The sequence below is a fragment of the Sphingomonas sp. LaA6.9 genome, from assembly GCF_022601895.1.
Lineage (GTDB): Bacteria > Pseudomonadota > Alphaproteobacteria > Sphingomonadales > Sphingomonadaceae > Sphingobium_A.
This window is the reverse complement of record NZ_JAKVIO010000055.1, coordinates 1-22045: the sequence shown is the minus strand read 5'-3', so window position 1 is coordinate 22045 and position 22045 is coordinate 1. Positions and strand designations below refer to the sequence as shown.

Here is a 22045-nt window from a genome sequence, read left to right as displayed (position 1 = left end):
ATCTTGAGGCGCGCGTTCATACGCCTGTTATAACATTCGGCGCGCAATTTTCAAGTCCGGTATCCTGGAAGGGGCCATTCCGGCCGTCGGAGACGGACCATGGGACATTCAGATCTTGACCCCGCCGTGCACGAACGGCGCCCCTGGAACGCAGGTCAAAATGTCGGGCCCAAGCGACCGTTGAAACCGCGTGATATCTGGGCCATCCGCTTCTTTCTCGATGAGCACAAACGGGTGCGGGACCGGGCTCTGTTTGATCTCGCCATCGATAGCAAGCTGCGTGGTTGCGACATTGTCAAAATCCGGATCGGTGACATTGTCAGTGGCGGAACCCTTCGCAATCGCGCGACCGTAATCCAACAGAAGACCGGCAGGCCGGTGCAATTCGAAATCATGTCCGAGGCAAGCAGGAGTCTTACGGCATGGCTTGAGCGACGCGGCGGCACCATCCGCGACTTCGTCTTCCCAAGTCGGATCGATTATCTCGGCCATCTGAGCACCCGGCAATATGCACGTTTAGTGGATGAGTGGGTATCTGCCGTCGGCCTGGACAAGCGGGAGTACGGCACCCACTCGATGCGACGCACCAAGGCCTCGCTCATCTACAAAGCGACTGGAAATTTGCGAGCGGTACAGATCCTGCTCGGTCATACCAATATCGAGAACACGGTTCGTTATCTGGGGGTGGACATCGACGATGCGTTGACCCTGTCGGAGCGTACCGAAGTCTGAGTGTTTGCCGGCTCCTCGCATTGCCGCGGAGCCGGCTCATGCAGGTGAACCAACGGCAGCTATCAGGCTCCGGATCGTACCCATCGAATGACGGCTTAGTCGGCGGATACCGACGTGGGAAAGGCCGCCCCAGTAGCGGCTAAATGAAACCTTCAGCAAGCTCCTACCGGAAGGTCACCCGCGGAGGCTGTTTCTTGCGCACCGACTTGCTCCGTGACGCTTGACGGACTGCATTCACGATATTTGCAAAGTCAGGCATTTTGGACCTCAGCAGTTCCTCGCGCTCGAGATCAATGCGGCGAATCTCGTCAGCTGCTCTCTGCGGATCGAGCGTGAATCGCCGGCTCGTAAGCGATTGATACCGCTCAATGTCATCATCGGTCAGACCGGGATTTGCACGCTTGAGTTGTTCGCGCGCTTTGGGGGATAAAGGTTCCATCTCCGGTTCCTATCTCATTATCTTGGCATTCAAGCGATCTCGCAGCCATTCATAGGTCAGACCGTCAAGCAGACAGTTAGTCGACGTCGTGGGCTGCCAAAAGTCGTCCATTAAATTGGGCACAGCCGCATTGCGCGGTGCAGCTTGATAATGCCGCCACGTTGCGGGATAGCCTAGTCCGTCGCGCGCCGTGTCTGAGGCGTACTGGACGCCCTCGTAAGTCCCGAAATTGGCAGGGATTGTACTTCCCGCGGTAGTGCGAAACTTCTTGTTGACGCAAAAGACCGTGCGCTGATCGTCCACGTAAAGGTCGTCGATCCAGCCATTGTTGAAGTCCGATGCCGCATGAAGGAATTCATGGATCGCCGTCAGTCCGGTCATGTCCATGTTCGTACTTAGCGCAGCGGCACCGGGGATATCGGTAAAATGTCCGTGGGCGCGCGCAACGCCATCATATGCGAATGCTGTGCTTGCGCGGCCATTGTCATCGGTCGATGGCCAGGCCGTTGCCCTCGTATACACGGCAGAATCAGTTACGCAGAAGACGATGTCCGGGTCCTCCCAGTAGCGCCGCACAAAATCGTTCATGCGATCCCTCAGTGCCTCGGTCATGTCAGGTGCTACCTGTCTTATCAGAGTGTTGGCCGCGATGGAGCCAGGCTGGAGCGTGTCGAATATGCTGACCAAGCGGACCTGACGCTCAAATCCATCGATCCTGAGTACATCTTCATTCTCGTTGAACATATTGTCGAGGCAGTGGCGAACGACATCCTGAAAGCCGGCTCGATTGGTCAAAATTCCATCAGTTACTATCGCCCCGGCCGTGGTTTCGCTGGCGGGGCTTGCGACAAAGACAATCGTATACGGGGTTGTACTGGGGCGTCCGCTATAAAGCGTACGCGCGATGGCCGGCGGCCCTTCCATAACCGTGATAGGGACCCTGTCGGACATCCATCCCGGAGCACTCAGGAATACCTCGCAACGACCTGTCGGCACCGACATTGGGAGCTGTTCCAGCAAAAGCCAGTGCGGACGCACGACGTCGGGTGCGACGACGACGATGGTCGTATCGCTCTCGAACACGACCATGGCGCTTGCCGGAATATTGCTGCCTGAGATCGCGTACAGATCATTCCGGATCGCTGGACCGATGGGAGAAATGTTCCCGTGGATAAACAGCACTCCATCGATGCGCGGATCGCTGTCCGCATGGGTAATTGCGACCTCCAGGCTGTTTGCGAGCGCGGTCGCGAGCAGCTTTGCAACAAGCCGCTTATACTGCGTCACGCTCGAGAGGTCCTCAGGCAAGAACTGGAGCGTTAACAGTTCGGTGTTCGTCATCGAGCGACCCACATGCACGCACAATATGTTCGCCTGCCAATTGATCCTGAGGATGCGACCGCGAGACTCTGCCATCGCTAGTTCTCCTCGCCCATTATCTCAGCTCTAGGGAATCGATCCGGGAATCGATGTCACCATGATTGACGGTGACCTCCCGTCTCGATGCGAGCGCCTGTGCCAATCCATCAATCATACTAGCCTTAAAGGCATCAGAGTGGGCCGTATCTGTCGCTTCATGCATCACGAAAAACGCTTCGACAAATGCAGGAGACGGCCCGACGTAGACGCAGGCGTATGTCCCCCCGGGTTGAACAAGCAGATATTGGACCAGGCCTGTAGTTGCCGCCATGACCCGCCTCCTAGAGAATGGGAGTTTTCAGAATTCCAAGCCGCAATCCGAGCTCGCCCAGATAGTGCATATCACCCCGCACTCGGATTCCGCCGAGAAAGAACAGCTGGCGCGCATCGCGGCGCCCGGAAAGGGCTGCCGCGATCCGCTTCGGATCGCCGATGATCTCGACCAGGGCGGGCTCGCGTCCGAGCGAACGCTCGACCGACAAGCGCTGGTCGGTTGCCTTGATGGCGAAGCCCTCCGTCGTACCTTCTCCCGCTCGAAACACGATCGATCCGGTACGCAGGACTTTATCCGCATGCAGCTTTTTGAGAGCCGAATGGGCAAGTTTTTCCAACGCCGCAAACTCGCCGGTGTGGGAGTTCCCAGAACTGGCTGATTTCTTCGCACGCGACGACGCAACGGTCGTGGAAGTTGAGGATTTGCGCTTCTTGTCGGGACTTGATTTCATACCGACCTCCATCTGTATCCGGTCCGCCACCTGTGCATGTGGTGCAGGTCGATAAGGTGGCGCATCAGTTCGTCCCCACCCAGTCCCGGGTGCTCGATCTCATGGACTCGCTGACAGTTCTGGTCGCCACCTTCGCGTTCGGGTGTGCCGACACGGCCGTCGCGCGGATCACTCCGAAGTCGTCATATACGACGAAGATCTTACCCTGCGACATGCGATCAATTTCCTTCCGCTGGAGGCGTGTGATCATTGCCGCTCGCGCGCGTGAACAGTCTCACGAGCGGCAACGGAGAGAAGATTGGGAATCGCGGGCAAATATTCATTGTGATTCATCAACGCTTGACCGCGATCTAATGACTATTGCGGCGTATGCAGTCTCGTTGCAACCGTGGGGCTGATCGACGAGGCACCGAGGCAAATTCTGGATGTTAACAATCCCAATGAGGTCGTGTCGGTTGGCCGGATAGACGCAAATCGGTGGCTTATCGTCCTTTCTGGCATCGCCCCGCTAATGTCGCTGGCTCACCACAAAGCGACGCACGAAGCTCTTGCACCGGAATGGCCAATCTTAACCTGAACCAATGGCCGCTTTCGCGAGTTGCACACTCCCTCGCGAACGACCGATTTGTCGGCGAGAGCGGCCATCCGCTTCACAGGCAGTTCTCTGGCTATGTTTGCATGTAGGTGCCTCCACCAAGGCGGCTACTTCAACGCAAATTGGGTCGTCAGACGCGCGGCGCCGGCTATGCCACGGCCGGCGGATTGCAGTCCAAAGAGACAGCCGCGGCATCGTGACGCCGGCTGTGAGACAGCCGCCACCGGACGGCATCGTCCGCGCCGGGCCCTGCGCTCACCCGCAAGTCGCGCACGCTTACCGGCTCACCCGTCTCCTGATCGACGAAGCTCGATCGCACGGCGGCGCCCGTGTTGCGGTTCTCATATAAGAGCGGCGGCTCGGAGGCTCCCGAGACACCCCATCGATCGCCGAGTTCGGTGAGCACGGGCATCAGGACAGCAACGTCCTGCCCCTTCAAGGTCAGCACATATTCGTGTCGGTCGGGGGCTGTCTGATAGAGCCGCCGCTCGATGAGGCCCGCTGCCTCGAGGTGTTTCAGCCGATCACTGAGCGTTGCGTTGGTCACGCCGGAGGATCGACGGAAGTCGTCATAACGCCGAATGCCCGCAAAGAGATCGCGCAGGATCAGAAGCGCCCAGCGATCGCCGATCACCGAGAGCGCGCCGGCAATGGGGCACACCATTCCTTCGAAACTTTTCGATCGCATGAATTGTCCACCCTTGTAACTCTGATAATAAGAGTTAGGTAATGTGTCTGGAGCCACTAGCCAAGTCCGGTGCATCGCGGCGCATTCCGGTACCCGCCGGCATCGCGAATATTCATCAACGGAGTCAACGACCGTGTCATCGCAGAATGTTTCGAAAATTTTCGTCATCGGGGCGACCGGCGCACAGGGCCTGCCCGTCGTCCGCGGCCTCGTCGGCGACGGCAAATATTCCGTGCTCGCCCTCAGTCGCGATGCCAACTCGGCCCGCGCCAGGTCGCTCGTCGACCTAGGCAATGTAACGATCCTCGAAGGTACGTTCGCGGACGAAGCTAGGCTGCGGGAGGGTTTCCGCGCGTGCGATGGAGCTTTTATCAACATCGACGGCTTCAATGCCGGCGAGAAAACCGAAATGTACTGGGCGATCCGCGCCTACGAGATTGCCCTCGAGGAAGGGATCAGCTTCTTCGTCTACGGCAATCTGGATTATACGCTGAAGAAGGCGGGATATGATTCCAGCTTCCGTACCGGTCACTATGACGGGAAGGGCCGCATCGGCGAATGGATCCTTTCCCAGAACCGGGCAAACCGGGACCGGATGGGGGCGGCGCTCTTCACCACGGGCCCGTATATGGAGATGGCGTTCTCGTCGAGGACACCCATGACACCAACCGTCGAGGACGGCATCGTGACCTGGAGAGTCCCTCTTGGAGACGGGGCGGTCGTGCACGTCGCGCTCGAGGACTGCGGCTATTATGTTCGGTGGCTGTTCGACAACCCGGGACGCGCAAACGGCATGGATCTCGAGGTGGCGATCGAGCACATCAAATATGCCGATCTCGCCGCGGCGTTCGAGCGGGTGACGGGGCATCCAGCCCAATATATCGATACGGATCTCGGCACCTACTTCAATGGCCCGTTGAAGGCGGCTGCCGATCTGCCAGCGGGATATAACGCAGACCCCAACGACAAGAGCACGATGAGCTTTCGGGACAATTTCACCGGCTTCTGGAACCAGTGGAAGCATAACATCATCAAGCGCGATTATGCCCTGCTCGACGAGATCCATCCCAACAGGATCAGGACTGTGGAGCAGTGGTTGAGGAGGGCTGATCAGCTGGAGCGCGAGGCTGGCCGGGATGGGCTTTGGGAGAAGGTCCAGCCCGAGAACCTCAGGAATCACTCGATCCTGAAGATTGGGGAAGACCAGAGGCGCGGCAAATTATGATCGCAGTTCAGCACCGGCCGTTCCGATAGAACGGCGTTGAGGCTCATCGTGCCCGCGAGGAGCCAGCCTGACCCGCACCCACGCACCGATCGGCAGCGGTGTCAGCATTTGGAGAAATAGTCATGCAACGCTTCGTTCAAAAGATCTTCATCGCCTCGGGCTTGCGCACTCCCTTTGGCCGCGGCGGCGGCGCGCTAGCCGATCACGATGCGATCAGCCTCTCGGTGCCACTTGCAAAGGCAATGGCCGAGCGCGCACGCCCCGATCTATTTGTCTGGGGCACAGTGATACCGAGCCTTGGCTGGAGCAACATCGGGCGCGAGGTGTGGATCGACGCAGGGCTCGACCCGACGGTGCCCGCCTTTTCCGCGGTCCTTGCCTGTTCGACCAGCATGGTGGCCGCGTTCGCGGCGGCGGGGATGCTTGGAGGCAGTGCCGATCTCGCGCTGGTCGGCGGCGCGGAAGTGATGAGCAATCCCCCGATCGGACTGAAGCTCGACGCTTCGAAACGAATTGTGAAGCTGTTCCGCGAGAATCCGGTCGAAGCGCTTGCAGCATTGCAGGGATTGAAGCCCGACGATCTTGTCCTCCCCGTCAAGGGCTGGGCCAATCGGATCACTGGCCGGACCATGGGCGATCATATGGAGGAGACGGCACAGGACTGGGGCATCAGCCGGAAGGCGCAAGACGATTGGGCGCTCAAGAGCCACCAGCGCGCCGTGGCCGGATGGCAGAACGGCTTTTTCGACGATCTGGTGATCACGCTTCCCGAGATCGGTCGTGACGCCAATCCACGCGCCGACACATCGGCGGAAAAGCTCGCATCTCTCGCCCCGGCTTTCGATAAGTCGGGCAAGGGCACGATCACTGCGGGCAACAGTTCCCCGATCACCGATGGGGCAGCCGCGTGCTGGGTCGCTACAGAGGCCGGGCTTTCGAAACTGGCGGATGGCACCCCGCATGCCGAGCTCGTCGATTACGAAATCGCAGCCGTCGATCATGCCGTCGATGGCCTGTTGATGGCGCCGAGCTTCGCGATACCGAGGCTGCTTGCGCGACATGGGCTCAAATATGCCGACGTCGCGTTGTGGGAGATCCACGAGGCCTTTGCGGCTCAGGTGCTGACGAACGTCGCCGCGCTGGAAAAACCGGGCTGGACCCGGGATCGGGCCGGTGTCGATTTCGACTTCGGACAGTTCCCCTGGGATCGCGTCAACCCCAATGGCGGCTCGGTTGCGATCGGCCATCCCTTTGCCGCAACGGGGGCGCGGGATCTCAGCCAGGCCGTGAAGGAGTTGTGGGCAATGCCCTCGGGATCGTTCGCCGTGGTCAGCGTGTGCGCGGATGGCGGCCACGGAACGGTTGCCCTCCTGCGGCGCCCCTGAACCGATGGGGTCGGCCGATATTGTTTTCGGAGTGCATCATCGCGTCCAAGCCGATCAACTGGAAGGGGCCATGGGCGAAGAATTCGATGTCGTATGAAGCTCGCGGCATAACGCGCGGCGGATTGTCGCCTCGCCTATGTCCTCACTCCTGATACGCGAACTCTACGAGATAATATTCTCGCCAGAACCATGCTTTGCTACCTTCAATAGGTCCACGACGCCCTCAAACCCTGAGCGCCCGCGCCAATTTCGGAGTGATGTCTTCAAAGCAAATCTCGCGGATAGAAGTCACACAGATCGCTCCCGGCCCCAAGGAATAGCGACCGCCGACCCTCACATGAGGCTTTTGCCAGATGCGGACGCTGCAGGTGATCTCGCGCCGCATCACGCGCTCCCGCTGACGCTTGGTGAAGACCATCAGACAGTCCCATGCCGATGCGGTCTACTTGAACGTACGGCCGCTTTCGGGAATCCAAAACCCTGTCTCGAATGACCGAGTTGTCAGCGGCTTCGGCCCCGGCGGTTCCGCCTGTCTCCTGAAAGGGCCGACGGCGGCTTTCCACATTTTTGTCCTTTGAGCTGCCTCTCGGGACCCGACGACAAAGCGGACATTCGCTCAGCGCTGCACAACCGCCATATTGTCCGCGTCCATGCTCGCGCCGTGAACCGTCAAAGGGGCGAACTCGGCGGCCATCTGGCGAAGGTCTTCTGCCGTCAGATCAACATTAAGAGCGCCATGGTTCTCGGCTAGGTGATCCTTGTTCCGCGTTCCGGGAATTGGAACGATAAATGGCCGTTGAGCCAGGAGCCATGCCAAGGCAACCTGAGTCGTCGTCGCGCCCTTCTCCACTGCCTTGCGACGGACGATTTCCAAAATAGGAAAGTTCGCGCGGATGTTCTCAGGAGAGAACCGCGGGAACTTGTGACGTAAGTCAGTAGCCGGATCAAAGCGGGTGCTAGGCGTCATTGACCCAGTCAAGAACCCCATTCCGACAGGCCCCCAAGGGACGAAGCCAATGCCGAGTTCCTCGCACACATCCAGGACACCGTTCCGTTCCGGCGCGCGCTCGACGAAGGAATATTCCGTTTGAATAGCGGTCACTGGCTGAACGGCGTGCGCACGACGGATTGTGGTCGCGTTCGCTTCGGATAAGCCGAAATGAAGAACTTTGCCCTCACGGATCAGGTCCCCAACTGTTCCAGCAACGTCCTCGATCGGTACATTGGGATCGACGCGGTGCTGATAGAACAAGTCGATACGGTCAGTGCGTAAGCGCCGCAGCGAGTTCTCAGCCACGGCCCGGATGCGAGCTGGCGAACTTAGCGGTGCACCTGAACCCTCGACATCGAATCCAAACTTTGTGGCGATCATCACTTCGTTCCGGATCGGCAACACTGCCTCACCCAAAAGAAGTTCGTTTGTATAGGGACCATACACTTCGGCCGTGTCGAAGAAGTTCACTCCGCGCTCGTGAGCGGCGCGGATTAGATTTATCCCCACGTTGCCCGGAGCGGCGGGGCCGTAATTTGAACTGATGCTCATGCAGCCGGCGCCAAGTTCAGACACCTCCATGCGGCCGAGTTTACGGGTCTTCATAGTATAAGTTCCTGTTTTTGGAGCGGCGCTGGAAGTAGGGACCGCCGCCCACGATGGTGCGAGGGGAATGAGCGAGCCGAGAAGCGCCGCATTGCCGAGAAAGTGGCGACGGTCGATGCCCGCCGGATCAAGTGTTGAAGCCTTTTTCATATGATTCTCGTTTCTCGGAATGTGCCTCGGCCAGAAGGCGATCTTTGCAAGCCAACTCGCCTCGTCTGAAGGTCAGAGCCTGCTCTTGAAGAACGGCGCCAACTTACTGGCCGCGGTGTCCGCCCCGGGACCGTCGTAGAGGTCCATGTGCGTGGCACCGGGAATGATGACGAGTTCCTTGTCGCGTGACGCGGCTTTCGCGTGCAGCTCTTTGCTGTGCCAAAGAGATCCCGCTTCACTGCCGGCGATCATCAGAAGCGGCTGGGTGATGAAGGTATCGGCACCCTCAAAACCCGTGAAGGACATTCCCGTGCTGACGCTCGTCATCAACATCTGATTGGTCGAGGTCGGATAGCGGCCTCGCTCAGTCAGATAATAATCAGCGGCTTCCTGAAGATCGCGCGGCGCGCTGGTGTCACCGAGGGCGGGGACATAATTGACGTAGACTGGCGCTGCGCCAGCGGCTTCGGCGGAGCGCTGGGCGCCAACCTTTGCCAAGGTGTCGAGCATGGTCGCAACCGGAGTTGTTCCATCCCAGCCCTTGCGAGCTGCTGCACCGGAATCGATACCACTGACGATTGCGAGCGCTTTGATGCGCCGGTCAGTCATCGATGCCTTCACCGTGACTCCGCTGCCGGCGCGAACGCCGAGCGCTCCCAGTCGCGCGGTATCGACGAAGGACAGCGTGCTCAGATAATCGACCGCGCTGTAGAAATCGACGACGCGCTTCATGGGGTCGTCGATGAAACGCGGCAGACCGCCACTGGCGCCTTGATGGGCGGCGTCGAAAGCGAGCGTAACGAAGCCCTGCTCAGCCATCTTCAGAGCATAGAGGCCAGCGGTCTGCTCTTTCACGCCTCCGCCTGGGTGCACCACCACGATCGCGGGGTATTTACGCTGTGCGTCGAAGCGGCGGGGCCGGTAGACGTTGCCCGACATGGTGATGCCGTTGTTGTTAAACGCGACGTTCTCAACGGTGACGCCATTGATCTGCGTGGTGGCCCCGACACTGGTCGGCGTCACGGGCAAGGCCGCCGAGGCGGCACTGGACATTAGCATTGCCGAGGCCGCGAGAGAGCTGCTGAGGAGAAGGCGGCGAAGTGCGCCCGACGAGTTCTTGGTCATGTCATCTCTTTCTTGAAGAGGGCAGGATTTCCCACCGTCCAGACCTAGATAGACACTCGCTCATTCGACGATTAGACGCTTAAATCTGAATGGACCCATTAGCTGGTGTAATGAATGAAACGCGACGAGATGGCCGACCTGACAGCCTTCCTGGCCGTGGCCGAGGCTCGCAGTTTCACTCAGGCGGCGGCGAAGTTGGGAATGTCGCAATCCGCGCTTAGCCAGATCGTGCGGCGATTAGAGGAACGGCTTGGCCTGCGCTTGCTGACCCGGACTACTCGCAGCGTAGCGCCGACCGAAGCCGGTGAGCGACTACTGCAAACGCTTGCGCCGGCCCTCGGCGAGCTGGACGCGAGCATCGCGGCGCTCAGTGAACTTCGAGACAAACCGTCTGGCTTGATACGCATCACCTCGGTCGAACACGCCACCGAAACAGTCTTGTGGCCTGTCCTAACTCAGTTCTTGCAAACCTATCCCGACGTGAAAGTTGAGATTGTTTCTGACTACGAGCTGGCGGATCTAGCGGCTGAAGGATTTGATGCCGGCGTTCGACTTGGCGAGCATGTCGATAAAGACATGATCGCTGTTCGCATTGCGCCGGACTTCCGGCCGGCGATCGTTGGCTCGCCTCGTTATCTCGAAAAATCTGGCTGCCCGAAAGTGCCACAAGACTTGGTTCGCCACCAATGTATAAACCTTCGCTTATCGCCCACGCGCGGTCACTACATCTGGGAGTTCAAAAAAGCCGGGCGCCAGCCGAAAGTCCGGGTCGATGGGCGGATTGCCTTCAACGACATTTCCATGCTGCGGCAGGCGGCGGTCGATGGTATGGGGCTCGCCAATCTTCCAGAAGATTACGTGGCCTATCACATTGCCGACGGCCGCTTGGAAAGGGTGCTTCAAGACTGGTGCCCTCCCGGTCCCGGCTACCATCTATACTATCCCAGTCGAAGGCAGCACACTCCGGCGTTTTCTCTGCTCGTTGAGGCCCTCCGTTACCAGGCGGGCTAATGTCTGCTTTCCCCGACAGTGCCGACGCTCGACCACCTCAGGACGCGCCCCGAAACCCGACATCGTTTCCAATCTTAACCATCGGCAGGAATCAGGAGCAGGAAAAGCCCCCTCCTGCGACCGGTTTGTCGGCGACTTAAGCCCGCGCGCGGTTCGCCGCTGATTGCGGTCACTGGCCGCCACCGACCCGCGTCATCTTCTCGATCATGTCGTCAATCTTGAGCGTCGTTGCCGCCTGACGTGGGGGATAGGCCTCGAATGTCGCCAGATGCTCGTGGATCTTGCTGAGCATGATATTCATCAGTCCCGATTTGCGTTGGCTGACATCCGCGCGCGGGCCGGGCGCCTGATCATAGGTCTCGAACGGATCCTGGCGGATGTTGAAAAGCCAAGGAATTTCGAGCTCGGTCGTCGTCCCGTAGTACCCGTTGCGCGTCGCAAAATGCAGCTTCCACTGGTTCCAGCGCATCGCCTGGAGGTGCGATTCGGCATAATAGAAAAAGATATCCCGCGCCGATTGATCGGTGGCGCCCGTCCAATAGTCGAGCTGGTCGAGCCCATCGATATGGCATTTGTAGGCAATGCTGCCGCTGCCAAGCTTGCCGCCATTGGCCAGGCGGCCCTTGATATCTCCCGCGCCAGCGGCCGCCGCGAGCGTCGCGAACACATCCTCACCGCAATGGATTCCATTGAGTTCTCGTCCGGGGGGAATATGTCCCGGCCAGCGGACCATCATCGGAACGCGAATGCCGCCTTCCCATGTTGTCATCTTCTCGCTCCGGTAGGGCGAGGTAGAGCCATGCGGGAAGGTGGAATGCTCCGGGCCGTTGTCGGTTGAGTATATGAGGATGGTGTCGTCGGCGAGACCGTTATCGTCGAGCCATTGCAGGACGCCACCGATCTGTTCGTCATGTTGCAGCATGCCGGCACCGTGAACGTCGAAGCCGCTGGTAAATTGCTTTGCCTTTTCGAGATATTCCGCCGGCACATGCGTGAACACGTGCATGCGCGTCGTGTTCAGCCACACGAAAAACGGCTTCTCGTCGCGCTTCGCCGCTTCCATGAAGGTGAATGCGGCGCCGATGAACTCATCATCGACCGTCTCCATCCTCTTGGGCGTTAAGGGCCCGGTGTCCTCGATCCGTTGCTTGCCAACCCGGCCGAAACGGGGATCGATCGTGTCGTCATCGTCCGCGGTCGCCCAGCTGTGCAGCACCCCGCGAGGTCCAAGCCTGGCGGCCCAATCCCCCTCGGCGGGATAATCGACGTCCTGCGTCTCCTCCTCGGCATTGAGGTGATAAAGATTGCCGAAGAATTCGTCGAAACCATGCGCCGTCGGCAAATGTTCATTGCGGTCACCGAGGTGGTTCTTCCCGAACTGACCGGTGGCGTATCCGAGCGGTTTCAGCACTTCGGCAAGTGTTGGATCCTCCGGCCGCAGACCAAGTGGGCTGCCGGGGATGCCGATCGTGGTGAGGCCAGTGCGGATCGGCAATTGTCCCGTGATGAACGCGGCGCGACCCGCAGTGCAACTTGGTTGAGCATAGTGGTCGGTGAAAATCGCACCTTCCCGGGCGATGCGATCAATATTGGGCGTTCGATAGCCCATCGCGCCGCGGCTATATGCCGACAGGTTCCACAGGCCGATATCATCGCCCCAGACGACAAGAATGTTTGGCTTACCGTTCGGCATGACCGACTCCGATCCATGGTATCGTCGCAGGATAGTCACGTAGGGGGTGCACCTGAATCAGGGTTTGTCCTGATTAATCAGTAAGACCCTCAGAACCAAGACAGCTACCGCCAAGCACGCAGTAACACGTTGCGCTCTGCTCGTTCCTGGTCTGTTCGAGCACAACGAACGGCTGCTTCCGGGCACCCCCGATCAGTCGCGGAACGCCCGCTATGTCGGCGGCTTCGGCCCCCGGCGGTTCCGCCTGTCTCCTGAAAGGGTCAACGGCGGCTCTCCACATTTTCGTCCTTTGAGCTGCCTCTCGGGACCCGACGACATTGCGGTCATTAGGCAGACACGCCAAGCTGGCCCGATGTGTCACTTCGTTACATTGATTGCGCCCACCGATGACGTTGCCGCCGTCCGCGCGGTGATGGAGCGCCATGGTCGAGCAGCGGACCCGATAGACAATCCGTCGATCCGCAAGGTTTTGCGCGACAGCGAGCGCCAATATCTAACCACTCGCGGGCATTGTGACTGCGGCACCGTTCTTGCGCCTCGCCACGACACACCGGAGGCATTTGAGGAAAAGCTTGCCAAGGAAGCGGCCCGCATGAGGCGCAAGGGGTGGTCGGGTGCCAAAATCGCCCGAGCTATCGAGGACCGCCGCAAGGCCGATGCGAAGCCTGGCGGTGGAGGCTCGGACAGTCTCGAACTTTGGATCGCCGCCCTCCATGACCTCCGAGACGAATTGAAGCTCCCTTATGCGGGACTATTTGTCAGGTTCTACTCGGGAGCCATTGACACGGAAGCCTTCAGCGCCTCGCGTCGTGAGGTGACTAAGGGCGTGCCTTGGCAGGAAGCGCTGGCGTCCTTGGAACAGGACGAAGTGACAATCGTCCGTTGAGGATGCCCCCTTTCCCCGACAGTGCCGACGCTCGACCACCTCAGGACGCGCCCCGAAACCCGACATCGTTTCCAATCTTAACCATCGGCAGGAACCAGGAGCAGGAAAAGCCCCCTCCTACGACCGGTTTGTCGGCGGGACCGGACTATCCGTCGTCTCGAAAGATCCGAACCGGTTTGACTGCCGGTCGCAAAGAGAGATGGAGGGCAACGCAACGGGGGGGGGGGGGATTGTGCGTAAACCCTCCATCTCTACCGGGCCGGTCAAAGGGGAGACCGGACCAGTCCCAAACGGGAACTTCGCTCAGTTAGTCGCGGGGCCTAACGCAATCATTGATACATATCACCTGCGGCTAGCTCATCAGCATCCACCACGGATCTTTGCCCGCCTATCGGGACGGGCGGGCCGCTGTTGGACCAATGGCCGGAATTGGGAAGGACGCCTGCGCAGTTGAACGGCGGAAATGTCGGCGCGAGCTGACCTTCGCCTGCGCAACTGACCGATTGGCGGATGGCCGGATGAAAGGTGGCGACCAACTAAGGGCCCGCTAGCAGGGCATAAGGATTGACCGGGGTTCCTTCATACCACCGCTCGCCGGGGTTCATTCGGTGCAAGGCAAAATGGAGATGCGGCGCGGACGAATCGGCATTTCCCGTCGAGCCGACGGCCCCGAGCGATTGTCCACGTGTCACCTTCATACCCTCGTGGAGACCTGGCGCATATTTTTGGAGATGCGCGTAATAGTAGATCCGCGCGCCGTCATGGCTCCTGACATAGATTGTATTGCCACCGGCCTCGCTCACGAACAGCTTTTCAACCGCACCCCGCCGCTGCCGCGATGACGCCGGTGCCTGCGGGCGCCATGATGTCGATCGCATCATGGCTTCGCACCCCCTCGGCTCGGCGCTGTGCAAAGGTATCGACGAGCTGCGCGCGCTGGATCCCGACAACCGGCAAATTCAGTTCCGGCCCACCGTCGGTCACTTCCGCAGGTGTTGGCGGTGGTGCTGGGGTGGCGACGTTGCGTAACGCCACAGAGTTCCAGAAGAGACTGGTGGCAGTCACGGAAATCACTGCCGTCACCACCACCGCGAAGGTAGTGCCCGCGCGCATCACTCGACGAGGTGCGCGGTCGCGCCAGGCCTTATCATGAGGGCTAGCCGTGCTGCGTCCCAGTTCGTCAGCCGGATGCAGCCGTGGCTTTCCGACCGGCCGATTTTCTCTGGTTCGGGGGTGCCGTGAATGCCGTAATGCTTCTTCGAGAGGTCGATCCAGACAACCCCCACCGGCCCATTGGGACCGGGTGGCAGCACTGCCCTGTCGTCGCTGGCCGACGCGTCCCAGAATAGCTCGGGGTCATAATGGAATGGCGGATTGAAGGACGTTCCCTTGATGGTCCATTCGCCAATGGGCAGCGGATCGTGCTTGCTTCCCATCGTGGCCGGAAATTGCGCGATCAGTCGATCGTCTTCATCGAACACCTTGAGCACGCCTTCCGATTTATCCACTTCGAGCCTCTCGGCCTTGGGCTGTGTCGCACCAACGCCAAGGTTGGCCAAGGTCGTGCGCCACGCAACATCGGAGACCTTGGCCGGGTCGACTGCGTCGTTCCCGATATTGGGGACGCGGATCGTCCGTCCTGCGCCGACGAGCGTTTCGGGGGAGTTGAGCTCGATCAGCGTTGCTGCATTGGTGTGGAAACGCTCACCGAGTTTTTCCATGACGGTGCGATAGCCAAGCGCCGGAAGCTTTGATTGCTCCTCGAGTTTGGCTGGAATCGAAGGCGTAAATGGCCCTTGAGCGAAAGCGGCCGGAATTGTCACCATGCGAGTAGGTGCGATGTTGTTCCAGGGTGAGAGGGCGGCTTTTGTCGCCGCATCGAGCTTGCCGCTGGGCTCAAGGTCTCGGGATTGCTGAAATCCCTGCAACGCCGCTGCGAATGACTTACCTTCCTTGCCATCGATTACCCCGCTACTGAAGCCAATTCGTTCGAGAACGACCTGCGCCTGCATGATAGGGCGGGGTTCGTCGGGCGTGAGCTGCGGCTGGCTCGTCGCTCGGGCAGGCGGAGACAGACCGCTCTCAATCGCTGCCGCCGGCGGCTCGGCCGGCACAGGCCGGCTACGCGACACGACCAGGGCCACACCGATAACGAGGGTTGCAATCACCAGCAAAAGTATGACGCGCAAACGAGCCTCCAGTGTCTGTCCTTAAGCAACGCTGGGGCAACGGGGTTTGATCCGGTTGCGCGACGGCCGACTTTATTCGTTGGCCTTCGCACCGCAGTCGATCTGTTGTTGCAAGGGCGCGTCGGATTGCACCGTCTTGCGCTTCGACACTTGCCTTGCCGATTGTTTCGGGCGGAACGAAGGGTATGGCGCTCACAGCAATGGCGCTGTGCTCGCGGGGCGGATATGGGAGCCGCAGTCACGTAGTTTCTGTTTGATGGATTCTTCTTGGGGCTGCGGATCGATCCTCGAATGCCCGCGATTGCAGCGTTTGCTGACGAAGAAATGCCCAATGGGGTGCGCAACTAACAGGTGCGGCGCTAGGGCGATGCTTGGGTGCCGAGTTCGGCATCGACATCCCGCGCGGGCTTGAACGCGCTCTGCTCATGGCGCGGCAAATCGTCGATGGTGAGACACCCGATATGCCGGCAGAGGCAGCCAAGGTGAGACTTGCAACGCGGGAGCCATCCAGACGGGACGTTCCGTTGCCTGTGAAAGTATGACGGCGAGAGGTGGAACGATGAAGACGATATACATCGACTGCCGGGGCGTGACTTCAACGGGCGAGCTATGGGGACGCTACCTAGACGCTGCCCAGCCGGAAGGGGGAGATGCCTTCGGGCGCAATCTAGACGCCTTCTGGGATGCCATCGAAGGCTGCGGGCCGGGTTGGCCGGGGAAAGCCAGATTGGTCTTCACGAATAGCCGAGACCTAGCACCTCTGCGGCTTCAAGATGGAAGCTCCTTCTTAGACGGCCTCCGTAGCATAGCCCGCGACGCTTCTCAGACCCGCGTTGATCTGGACTGAAACGAGTGTCCGCTTTCCCCCGACTTTTCGGTCTTCAGACGCTGTATCTGTGGATCCCGATAACGGCCGATCGCTGCAGGCGGGCCCCTGATGAACAAACGGCCGGTTTCGGGACGGCGGTCAGTGCCTGTTAACGGCAGGAATGGCGAAGGATTTCGGGGGCATAAGCGTACGAAATCCTTCGCCATTCCGGTCGTTCAGCCCGCCTCATCCACCACCCGAAATCTGCCGTCCGTTCAGATTCGATCCTGGCGGCGGTGGATATCGGGCCACAAGGTTCTGACATGAATTTTGGTAAACCCGATGTCCCTCCTCGGCATTGGATCCGACGCAATCCTGTTCTAGACCAGCCGGATGCGGGGGCTGGACGTTGCGATAGCAGGCTGTGGGCCGTGTGGACTGACGACGGCGCTGCTGCTGCATCGCGCGGGGCATCGCGTGACATTATTCGAGCGCTTCGAAGCGCCACGGCCGATCGGATCGGGCCTGATGATCCAGCCAACCGGGATGGCAGTACTCGCTGAACTGGACCTGCTGAAGCAAGTCCTGCGCGCGGGGTCTCGTGTCGACCACCTCTTCGGCAAGGCTGGCAATCGCGTGGTTCTCGACGTGCATTATTCGGCGCTGTCACGGCGACGCGCGCCATTTGGAATCGGCATTCATCGAGCAAGCCTGTTTTCCGTTCTTCATGACGCGGTCGTGCGGGAGAGCATTCCCATCCATACAGCCCATTTGATCGCGGGCAGCGATCGCGCCGGGGAGCAACGCCAGCTGCGATTTGCCGATGGGAAGGTCAGCCGACCCTTTGACCTCATCGTCGACACTCTGGGCACGCGAACACCGCTTGCCCCGCAAACGGGGCGGGAGCTCGCCTATGGTGCGCTGTGGGCGACACTCGATTGGCCGCAGGGCGCCGGGTTCGATGTTCACACTCTTGAGCAGCGCTATTTTCGCTCGAGCGTGATGGTGGGGGTCCTTCCAACTGGAACGCCACCGGGAGCAGAAACCCCCAAAGCTGCCTTCTTCTGGTCGCTTCGCGCAGATCGACTGAAAGCATGGCAAGACGCGGGGATTGAGCCTTGGAAGCACGAGGTCGCCACATTGTGGCCTGACTGCGCATCGCTATTGTCGCAGATCACCGATGCCAGCCAACTGACCTTTGCCAGCTATGCCCATCGAACCCTGCGGAAACCAATGGAACATGCGCTCATCCATATCGGTGATGCCTGGCACTCGGCGAGCCCGCAACTTGGCCAGGGCGCGAACATGGCGCTGCTCGACGCCTGGGCGCTTGCCAAAGGATTGACCGAGGCAAAGGGCGTCACTGACGGTTTGGCTCTCGCCATCAAACTGCGACGACGCCATGTCCTGACCTATCAGTGGCTCACCGCCTTGTTCACGCCGGTCTATCAGTCCGACAGCCGCCTGCTGCCTTTGATCCGCGATCAGATCGTCGGCCCGCTTTCAAAGCTATGGCCTGCAACGGCCATCCAGGCGGCTATGGTCAGTGGACTGATCGCCAATCCACTTGAGCCGCTTGGGCTCGACAAGGACCTTCAGACCCGCCTGACATTGGCAGAGGCGACATGACAGAACTCGCGCATCACGAGCGCCCGATCATCGTCTTCGACGCTATGTGCATATTATGTTCGGCCAATGCGGCTTTCGTTCTCAAGCACGACCGTGCCGGACGCTTCCTGTTGGCCTCTATGCAAGGTGACGTCGGTGCCAGCCTGTACCAGCGGTTCGGTATCGATCCGACCAATCCCGAAACACTGATCGTTGTTCTCGGAGATCGGGTGCTGCGCGACAGCGATGCGGTGCTTTTCATTTGGACGGGGTTGGCGAGGCCCTGGAACAGCCTGGCGCTGTTTCGAATAGTGCCACGCTGGATCCGCGATCCCGTCTACCGCTGGATTGCGCGCCACCGTTACAAGCTGTTTGGAAAGCGACAATCTTGCTGGATCCCCGCTCCAGAACAAGCGCTGCGCATCCTGTGAGCCTGATCCTGCTTCTCGGCGGCTATGGAGGCTTTGGTGGTCGTATCGCCAGGCGACTGGCATCCGCGGGTCATGAGGTGTTGGTCGCTGGTCGCTCTATCGACAAGGCCCGAGCGTTCTGTACCAACACTCCAGGGCTCATTCCACTGGCCGTCGATCGCAACAACATTGGCGCAGTCCTTGATGAGCATCGCCCCGCCATATTGGTTGATGCGTCGGGTCCATTCCAGGCGATGGACTATGCCGTCCCCAAAGCCTGTATCGCAGCAGGTGTGCATTATCTCGACATTGCCGATGGTCGGGAATTCGTTTGCGGCATCGGCGCGCTGAATGAGGCCGCGAAGGCTTCGGGGGTGGTCCTACTGTCAGGGGCATCTAGCGTGCCCGCATTGTCAGGCGCCGCGGTGCGCCATCTGGCGCACGGAATGGACCGGATACGTGCAGTAGAAATGGCGATCAGCGCCTCCAACAGAGCAACCGCCGGCCCCTCGGTTGCTGCTGCCATCCTCGGACAGGTCGGCATGCCGATGAAAATCTGGCGTGGACAGCGCTGGACGCGGGCCTTCGGGTGGCAGGAAATGGAATCCGTGCGGTTCGAGTGTGCCGGCACTGACCCAATATCCGATCGGTTAGTCGCAATGGTGGACGTTCCTGATCTGGAATTGCTGCCCAAGCGATTGCGGGGCTGCTCTGCGGTCACATTTCGTGCAGGAACCGAACTGGGGTTTCAGAACAGGTTGCTCTGGCTCGCGAGCTGGGCGGTTCGATCGGGAATTGTCAGAACGCTCACCCCCCTCGCGCGTTGGCTCCAGCCTGTGCAGTCGCTGGTGCAATTCTTGGGGACCGATCGATCAGCCATGATCGTTCGGCTCTTTGGAGAGGCGGGAGGGCGGAAAGTTGAGCGGCGATGGACCCTGATTGCCGATCGCGGCGATGGTCCGGAAATCCCGACATTGTCGGTTGAGCCGATCGTGGCACGCATTCTGGGCGGGATCGAGCCAGTGGGCGCTCGCGATGCCGGTGAAGCTTTAGCGCTTGTCGATTATTCGCAGGCCTTCGGAGAGCTCGCCATTCGCCACGAGACCAGACAGTTGCCCGCGCCAGCCACGCTATACGAACGCGTGATGGGCAGTCGCTACGCCGAGCTCCCTCGTGAAGTGCGATCGATACATGACGTGCAAGGCGACGGCGGCGCCACAGGCAGGGCGCAGGTCACCGGGGCAAGCAACTGGGTGGGGACGCTTGTTGCGCGGGTCATGGGCTTCCCCGACGTTGGCGATCATCAATTGCACGTTCGATTCCAGGAAGCCCATGGCTGCGAAAGCTGGACTAGGGATTTTGGCGCTCGGCGTTTTCGAAGTCACCTGAGTCAAAAGGGCTCCTGGCTCGTAGAACGCTTCGGTCCCTTCCGGTTTGCTTTTGACCTCCCAAGCGACGAAAACGGGCTTACCATGATTATGCAGGGCTGGTGGATTGGCGCGATACCGTTGCCGAAATGGATGGCACCCCGATCAACCGCACGCGAATGGGCCCAGGATGGCCGTTTCCATTTTGACGTTCCGATCGAACTGCCCTTTGTGGGCCGCATAGTCCATTACCGGGGATGGTTGGAGGCTGCATAATTGCAACTCGAGTGCCTCTCCACTGATGACCCAGGCCACCTGTAAGCGAACGCCGCAACCCAGCGAACGTCCAAGGCGCAACAGCCTGAATCTCAGTGTGGGACCCAGTTCGCGGACACCATCAGGGCCAGCAGTCCTCTTCAGGTCTGCATCAATAGGCCGGACAGAAGTCTGCACCCGACCAAGCGTCAACCCATCGTATTTTGCCCTTGCAACGCGGGAGCCATCCACAGACGACGTTCGGGAGCGCTTTTGCGCCGCGTGAAAGCGGCCATCCATTCATCCGGTTTGGCGCGCCACTGCGTAGGCGAATGCGGGCTTAGATGGTCATACGAGAACCGGTGCATGGAAGATGACTTTCCAGAAGCTCGTTTCCACACCCTCAACCCCAAAGTCATTGTCGTTGACGAGCAGCAATTCCGTCGGCGATAGAACGATCATACCTTCCAGATCGGCGGCAAGTTCCGACGCATCGTCGCTGGTCATCAGCAATTGCTTGTGCAGGGTGGGCAACATGAACTCGTCAGGGCCCGCACTAAGCTGCTCAATGGTCGGACGTGTGTCGACATCAAGGTGCTCTGGCGCCAGGGCGTAGCTCTCAGAAATCGCGCAGCGGTATATCTTTGTCGTTTCGGAACCACGCTCAAGCACGAGCAGTGCTTCATCTGCCAGCCATGCTATCTCGCTCACCTTGATGTCCTGGCGATCGAAGGCACCACGCGCTCGATCGCGAAGAAATGTTTCCGGCGGGTCGAGCGGATAAAGATATTGCGCTCCAACGGCTCCAGTTGCGGCGTCGAGCTGCCAGATCCTGACATGGCGCGCCTTCCTGTGCATTGCTTCGTCGGGATGTGCGAGCGGACTCTGGAACACAAGGAACAGCCATTTTTCGTCAGTCGATAGAGCCAGCGCCTCAAAGCCGCGGTTGAGATGCCGTTTCCCAGCGATGGCGGGAAGTACAGCTTGCCCCGAACTCATGCCGCTGAGTTCCATATTTTCGGGCACAAGTCGCAGCACCACCGTGCCCTGGGCATCCAAGCGCACAAGCGACGGACCGAACTCGTCGCCAACCCAGAAGCTGCCATCGGCCAACGCGACGACGCCTTCGGTATCGAGCCCTTCTGGATCCGGACAAAGCTGTGTGCCCGCGATATCGAACACGGGCTCTGCGAGCAGGTGATCGCTGGACGGCATTGGCCAGCCCGAAACCGGTCTACCATCCTCCCCAACAAGCCGGATGGTCCGGACGATCTCTACCTTGCCGTCCATCAAGCGTAATTCGGCAAGTGCCGGTCCTATGTCGGGGCGCGGCATGATCTTGGCGCCCTTCACCCCCGCCAGCGACTCCAGCTCTCGCAAACCATATCGCTTGACGGCGGTCTTGACCTTCATGTTCGGTCCCCGGTCACCGATCGCCCAAAGATGGCCGGGGGGGCCTCCCACCCGACGCGTCAGTCCAGAGCCGAAGCCACTTCTGATCGTCATCACACCCGCCGGAAAGACCATTTCGCCCAATACCGGGTCGCTCCAGGCAAGGCGTTCGACAGAGTAGGGGGTGGTCATGGCAACAGTATAGCTGAGATACATGCCAATAAGCCATCGGGCGAGCATTGCAGATTCCTCCCGCGGCGCTCGATCGACGATCGTGTCCCACGCCATGGTGTAGGTCCGCAGGGACGGTCACGGCGATCTCCGGCCAGGCCGGGCTGATCACGCT

Annotated in this window: 21 protein-coding genes; 9 read left to right on the top strand and 12 right to left on the bottom strand. The window is 59.9% G+C overall.

Features of this window, described 5'->3' with window-relative positions:
• The first annotated feature begins 99 nt into the window (after positions 1-99).
• Positions 100-732 carry a tyrosine-type recombinase/integrase gene (locus MKI88_RS19330; RefSeq protein WP_241633188.1) on the top strand — a complete coding sequence of 211 codons (633 nt, stop codon included), beginning with the start codon at positions 100-102 and terminating at the stop codon, positions 730-732.
• 163 nt (positions 733-895) lie between these two features.
• Here the strand turns inward: MKI88_RS19330 and MKI88_RS19325 are convergent, their stop codons facing one another.
• From MKI88_RS19325 to MKI88_RS19310, 4 genes are all read right to left on the bottom strand, one after another.
• A complete protein-coding gene (locus tag MKI88_RS19325; protein ID WP_241633187.1) occupies positions 896-1171 on the bottom strand; it encodes a hypothetical protein in 276 nt (91 codons plus the stop codon).
• Between the two features lie 9 nt (positions 1172-1180).
• Entirely contained in the window at positions 1181-2512 is a 1332-nt protein-coding gene (locus tag MKI88_RS19320) for a hypothetical protein (RefSeq protein ID WP_241633186.1), read from the bottom strand.
• Between the two features lie 359 nt (positions 2513-2871).
• On the bottom strand, positions 2872-3315 hold the full coding sequence (locus tag MKI88_RS19315) for an SCP2 sterol-binding domain-containing protein (protein WP_241633185.1): 444 nt from the start codon (positions 3313-3315) through the stop codon (positions 2872-2874).
• A gap of 743 nt (positions 3316-4058) precedes the next feature.
• Entirely contained in the window at positions 4059-4598 is a 540-nt protein-coding gene (locus MKI88_RS19310; protein ID WP_241633184.1) for a helix-turn-helix domain-containing protein, read from the bottom strand.
• A 133-nt stretch (positions 4599-4731) separates the two neighbouring features.
• On the opposite strand from MKI88_RS19310, the gene MKI88_RS19305 reads away from it, so the two are divergent.
• Together MKI88_RS19305 and MKI88_RS19300 are read left to right on the top strand one after the other, a co-directional pair.
• On the top strand, positions 4732-5823 hold the full coding sequence (locus MKI88_RS19305) for an NmrA family NAD(P)-binding protein (protein WP_241633191.1): 1092 nt from the start codon (positions 4732-4734) through the stop codon (positions 5821-5823).
• A 122-nt stretch (positions 5824-5945) separates the two neighbouring features.
• Positions 5946-7208 carry an acetyl-CoA C-acyltransferase gene (locus MKI88_RS19300; RefSeq protein WP_241633183.1) on the top strand — a complete coding sequence of 421 codons (1263 nt, stop codon included), beginning with the start codon at positions 5946-5948 and terminating at the stop codon, positions 7206-7208.
• Positions 7209-7431: 223 nt separating this feature from the next.
• Here the strand turns inward: MKI88_RS19300 and MKI88_RS19295 are convergent, their stop codons facing one another.
• The 3 genes from MKI88_RS19295 to MKI88_RS19285 form a co-directional block, all read right to left on the bottom strand.
• Positions 7432-7626 (bottom strand): hypothetical protein, encoded by a 195-nt coding sequence (locus MKI88_RS19295; RefSeq protein WP_241633182.1) that lies wholly within the window; start codon positions 7624-7626, stop codon positions 7432-7434.
• A 198-nt stretch (positions 7627-7824) separates the two neighbouring features.
• Positions 7825-8805, bottom strand: coding sequence for an aldo/keto reductase (locus tag MKI88_RS19290; RefSeq protein ID WP_241633190.1), 981 nt, complete (start codon positions 8803-8805; stop codon positions 7825-7827).
• A 222-nt stretch (positions 8806-9027) separates the two neighbouring features.
• Complete coding sequence (locus MKI88_RS19285; RefSeq protein WP_241633181.1) at positions 9028-10080, bottom strand: alpha/beta hydrolase; 1053 nt, start codon at positions 10078-10080, stop codon at positions 9028-9030.
• A gap of 114 nt (positions 10081-10194) precedes the next feature.
• Between MKI88_RS19285 and MKI88_RS19280 the strand changes: the two genes are divergently transcribed.
• Positions 10195-11091 (top strand): LysR family transcriptional regulator, encoded by an 897-nt coding sequence (locus MKI88_RS19280; protein ID WP_241633180.1) that lies wholly within the window; start codon positions 10195-10197, stop codon positions 11089-11091.
• A 169-nt stretch (positions 11092-11260) separates the two neighbouring features.
• Here MKI88_RS19280 and MKI88_RS19275 read toward each other — a convergent pair whose 3' ends face one another.
• Positions 11261-12784 carry an arylsulfatase gene (locus MKI88_RS19275; RefSeq protein ID WP_241633179.1) on the bottom strand — a complete coding sequence of 508 codons (1524 nt, stop codon included), beginning with the start codon at positions 12782-12784 and terminating at the stop codon, positions 11261-11263.
• Between the two features lie 352 nt (positions 12785-13136).
• On the opposite strand from MKI88_RS19275, the gene MKI88_RS19270 reads away from it, so the two are divergent.
• Positions 13137-13670 carry a hypothetical protein gene (locus MKI88_RS19270; protein WP_241633178.1) on the top strand — a complete coding sequence of 178 codons (534 nt, stop codon included), beginning with the start codon at positions 13137-13139 and terminating at the stop codon, positions 13668-13670.
• A gap of 536 nt (positions 13671-14206) precedes the next feature.
• Here MKI88_RS19270 and MKI88_RS21480 read toward each other — a convergent pair.
• From MKI88_RS21480 to MKI88_RS19260, 3 genes are read right to left on the bottom strand one after another with little or no spacing between them, the layout of a single operon-like run.
• Entirely contained in the window at positions 14207-14548 is a 342-nt protein-coding gene (locus MKI88_RS21480; RefSeq protein ID WP_348636282.1) for a M23 family metallopeptidase, read from the bottom strand.
• The gene (locus tag MKI88_RS21475) at positions 14484-14783 is read right to left on the bottom strand and encodes a hypothetical protein (RefSeq protein WP_348636283.1); all 300 of its coding nucleotides are present in this window, start codon (positions 14781-14783) and stop codon (positions 14484-14486) included. The genes MKI88_RS21480 and MKI88_RS21475 overlap by 65 nt, the downstream gene beginning before the upstream one ends.
• Entirely contained in the window at positions 14783-15859 is a 1077-nt protein-coding gene (locus MKI88_RS19260; RefSeq protein ID WP_407073388.1) for a L,D-transpeptidase, read from the bottom strand. Before MKI88_RS19260 ends, MKI88_RS21475 begins: the two co-directional genes overlap by 1 nt.
• Positions 15860-16397: 538 nt before the next feature.
• Between MKI88_RS19260 and MKI88_RS19255 the strand changes: the two genes are divergently transcribed.
• From MKI88_RS19255 to MKI88_RS19240, 4 genes are all read left to right on the top strand, one after another.
• A complete protein-coding gene (locus MKI88_RS19255) occupies positions 16398-16706 on the top strand; it encodes a barstar family protein (RefSeq protein WP_348636281.1) in 309 nt (102 codons plus the stop codon).
• Positions 16707-17060: 354 nt separating this feature from the next.
• Positions 17061-18296, top strand: a complete 1236-nt coding sequence (locus MKI88_RS19250; RefSeq protein ID WP_241633176.1) for an NAD(P)/FAD-dependent oxidoreductase — start codon at positions 17061-17063, stop codon at positions 18294-18296.
• Positions 18293-18706: a thiol-disulfide oxidoreductase DCC family protein gene (locus MKI88_RS19245; protein WP_241633175.1), complete on the top strand. Its 414-nt coding sequence runs from the start codon at positions 18293-18295 to the stop codon at positions 18704-18706. The genes MKI88_RS19250 and MKI88_RS19245 overlap by 4 nt, the downstream gene beginning before the upstream one ends.
• The gene (locus MKI88_RS19240; protein WP_241633174.1) at positions 18703-20328 is read left to right on the top strand and encodes a DUF4166 domain-containing protein; all 1626 of its coding nucleotides are present in this window, start codon (positions 18703-18705) and stop codon (positions 20326-20328) included. The genes MKI88_RS19245 and MKI88_RS19240 overlap by 4 nt, the downstream gene beginning before the upstream one ends.
• A 327-nt stretch (positions 20329-20655) precedes the next feature.
• Here the strand turns inward: MKI88_RS19240 and MKI88_RS19235 are convergent, their stop codons facing one another.
• Positions 20656-21987: an esterase-like activity of phytase family protein gene (locus MKI88_RS19235; RefSeq protein WP_241633173.1), complete on the bottom strand. Its 1332-nt coding sequence runs from the start codon at positions 21985-21987 to the stop codon at positions 20656-20658.
• Positions 21988-22045 lie beyond the last annotated feature (58 nt).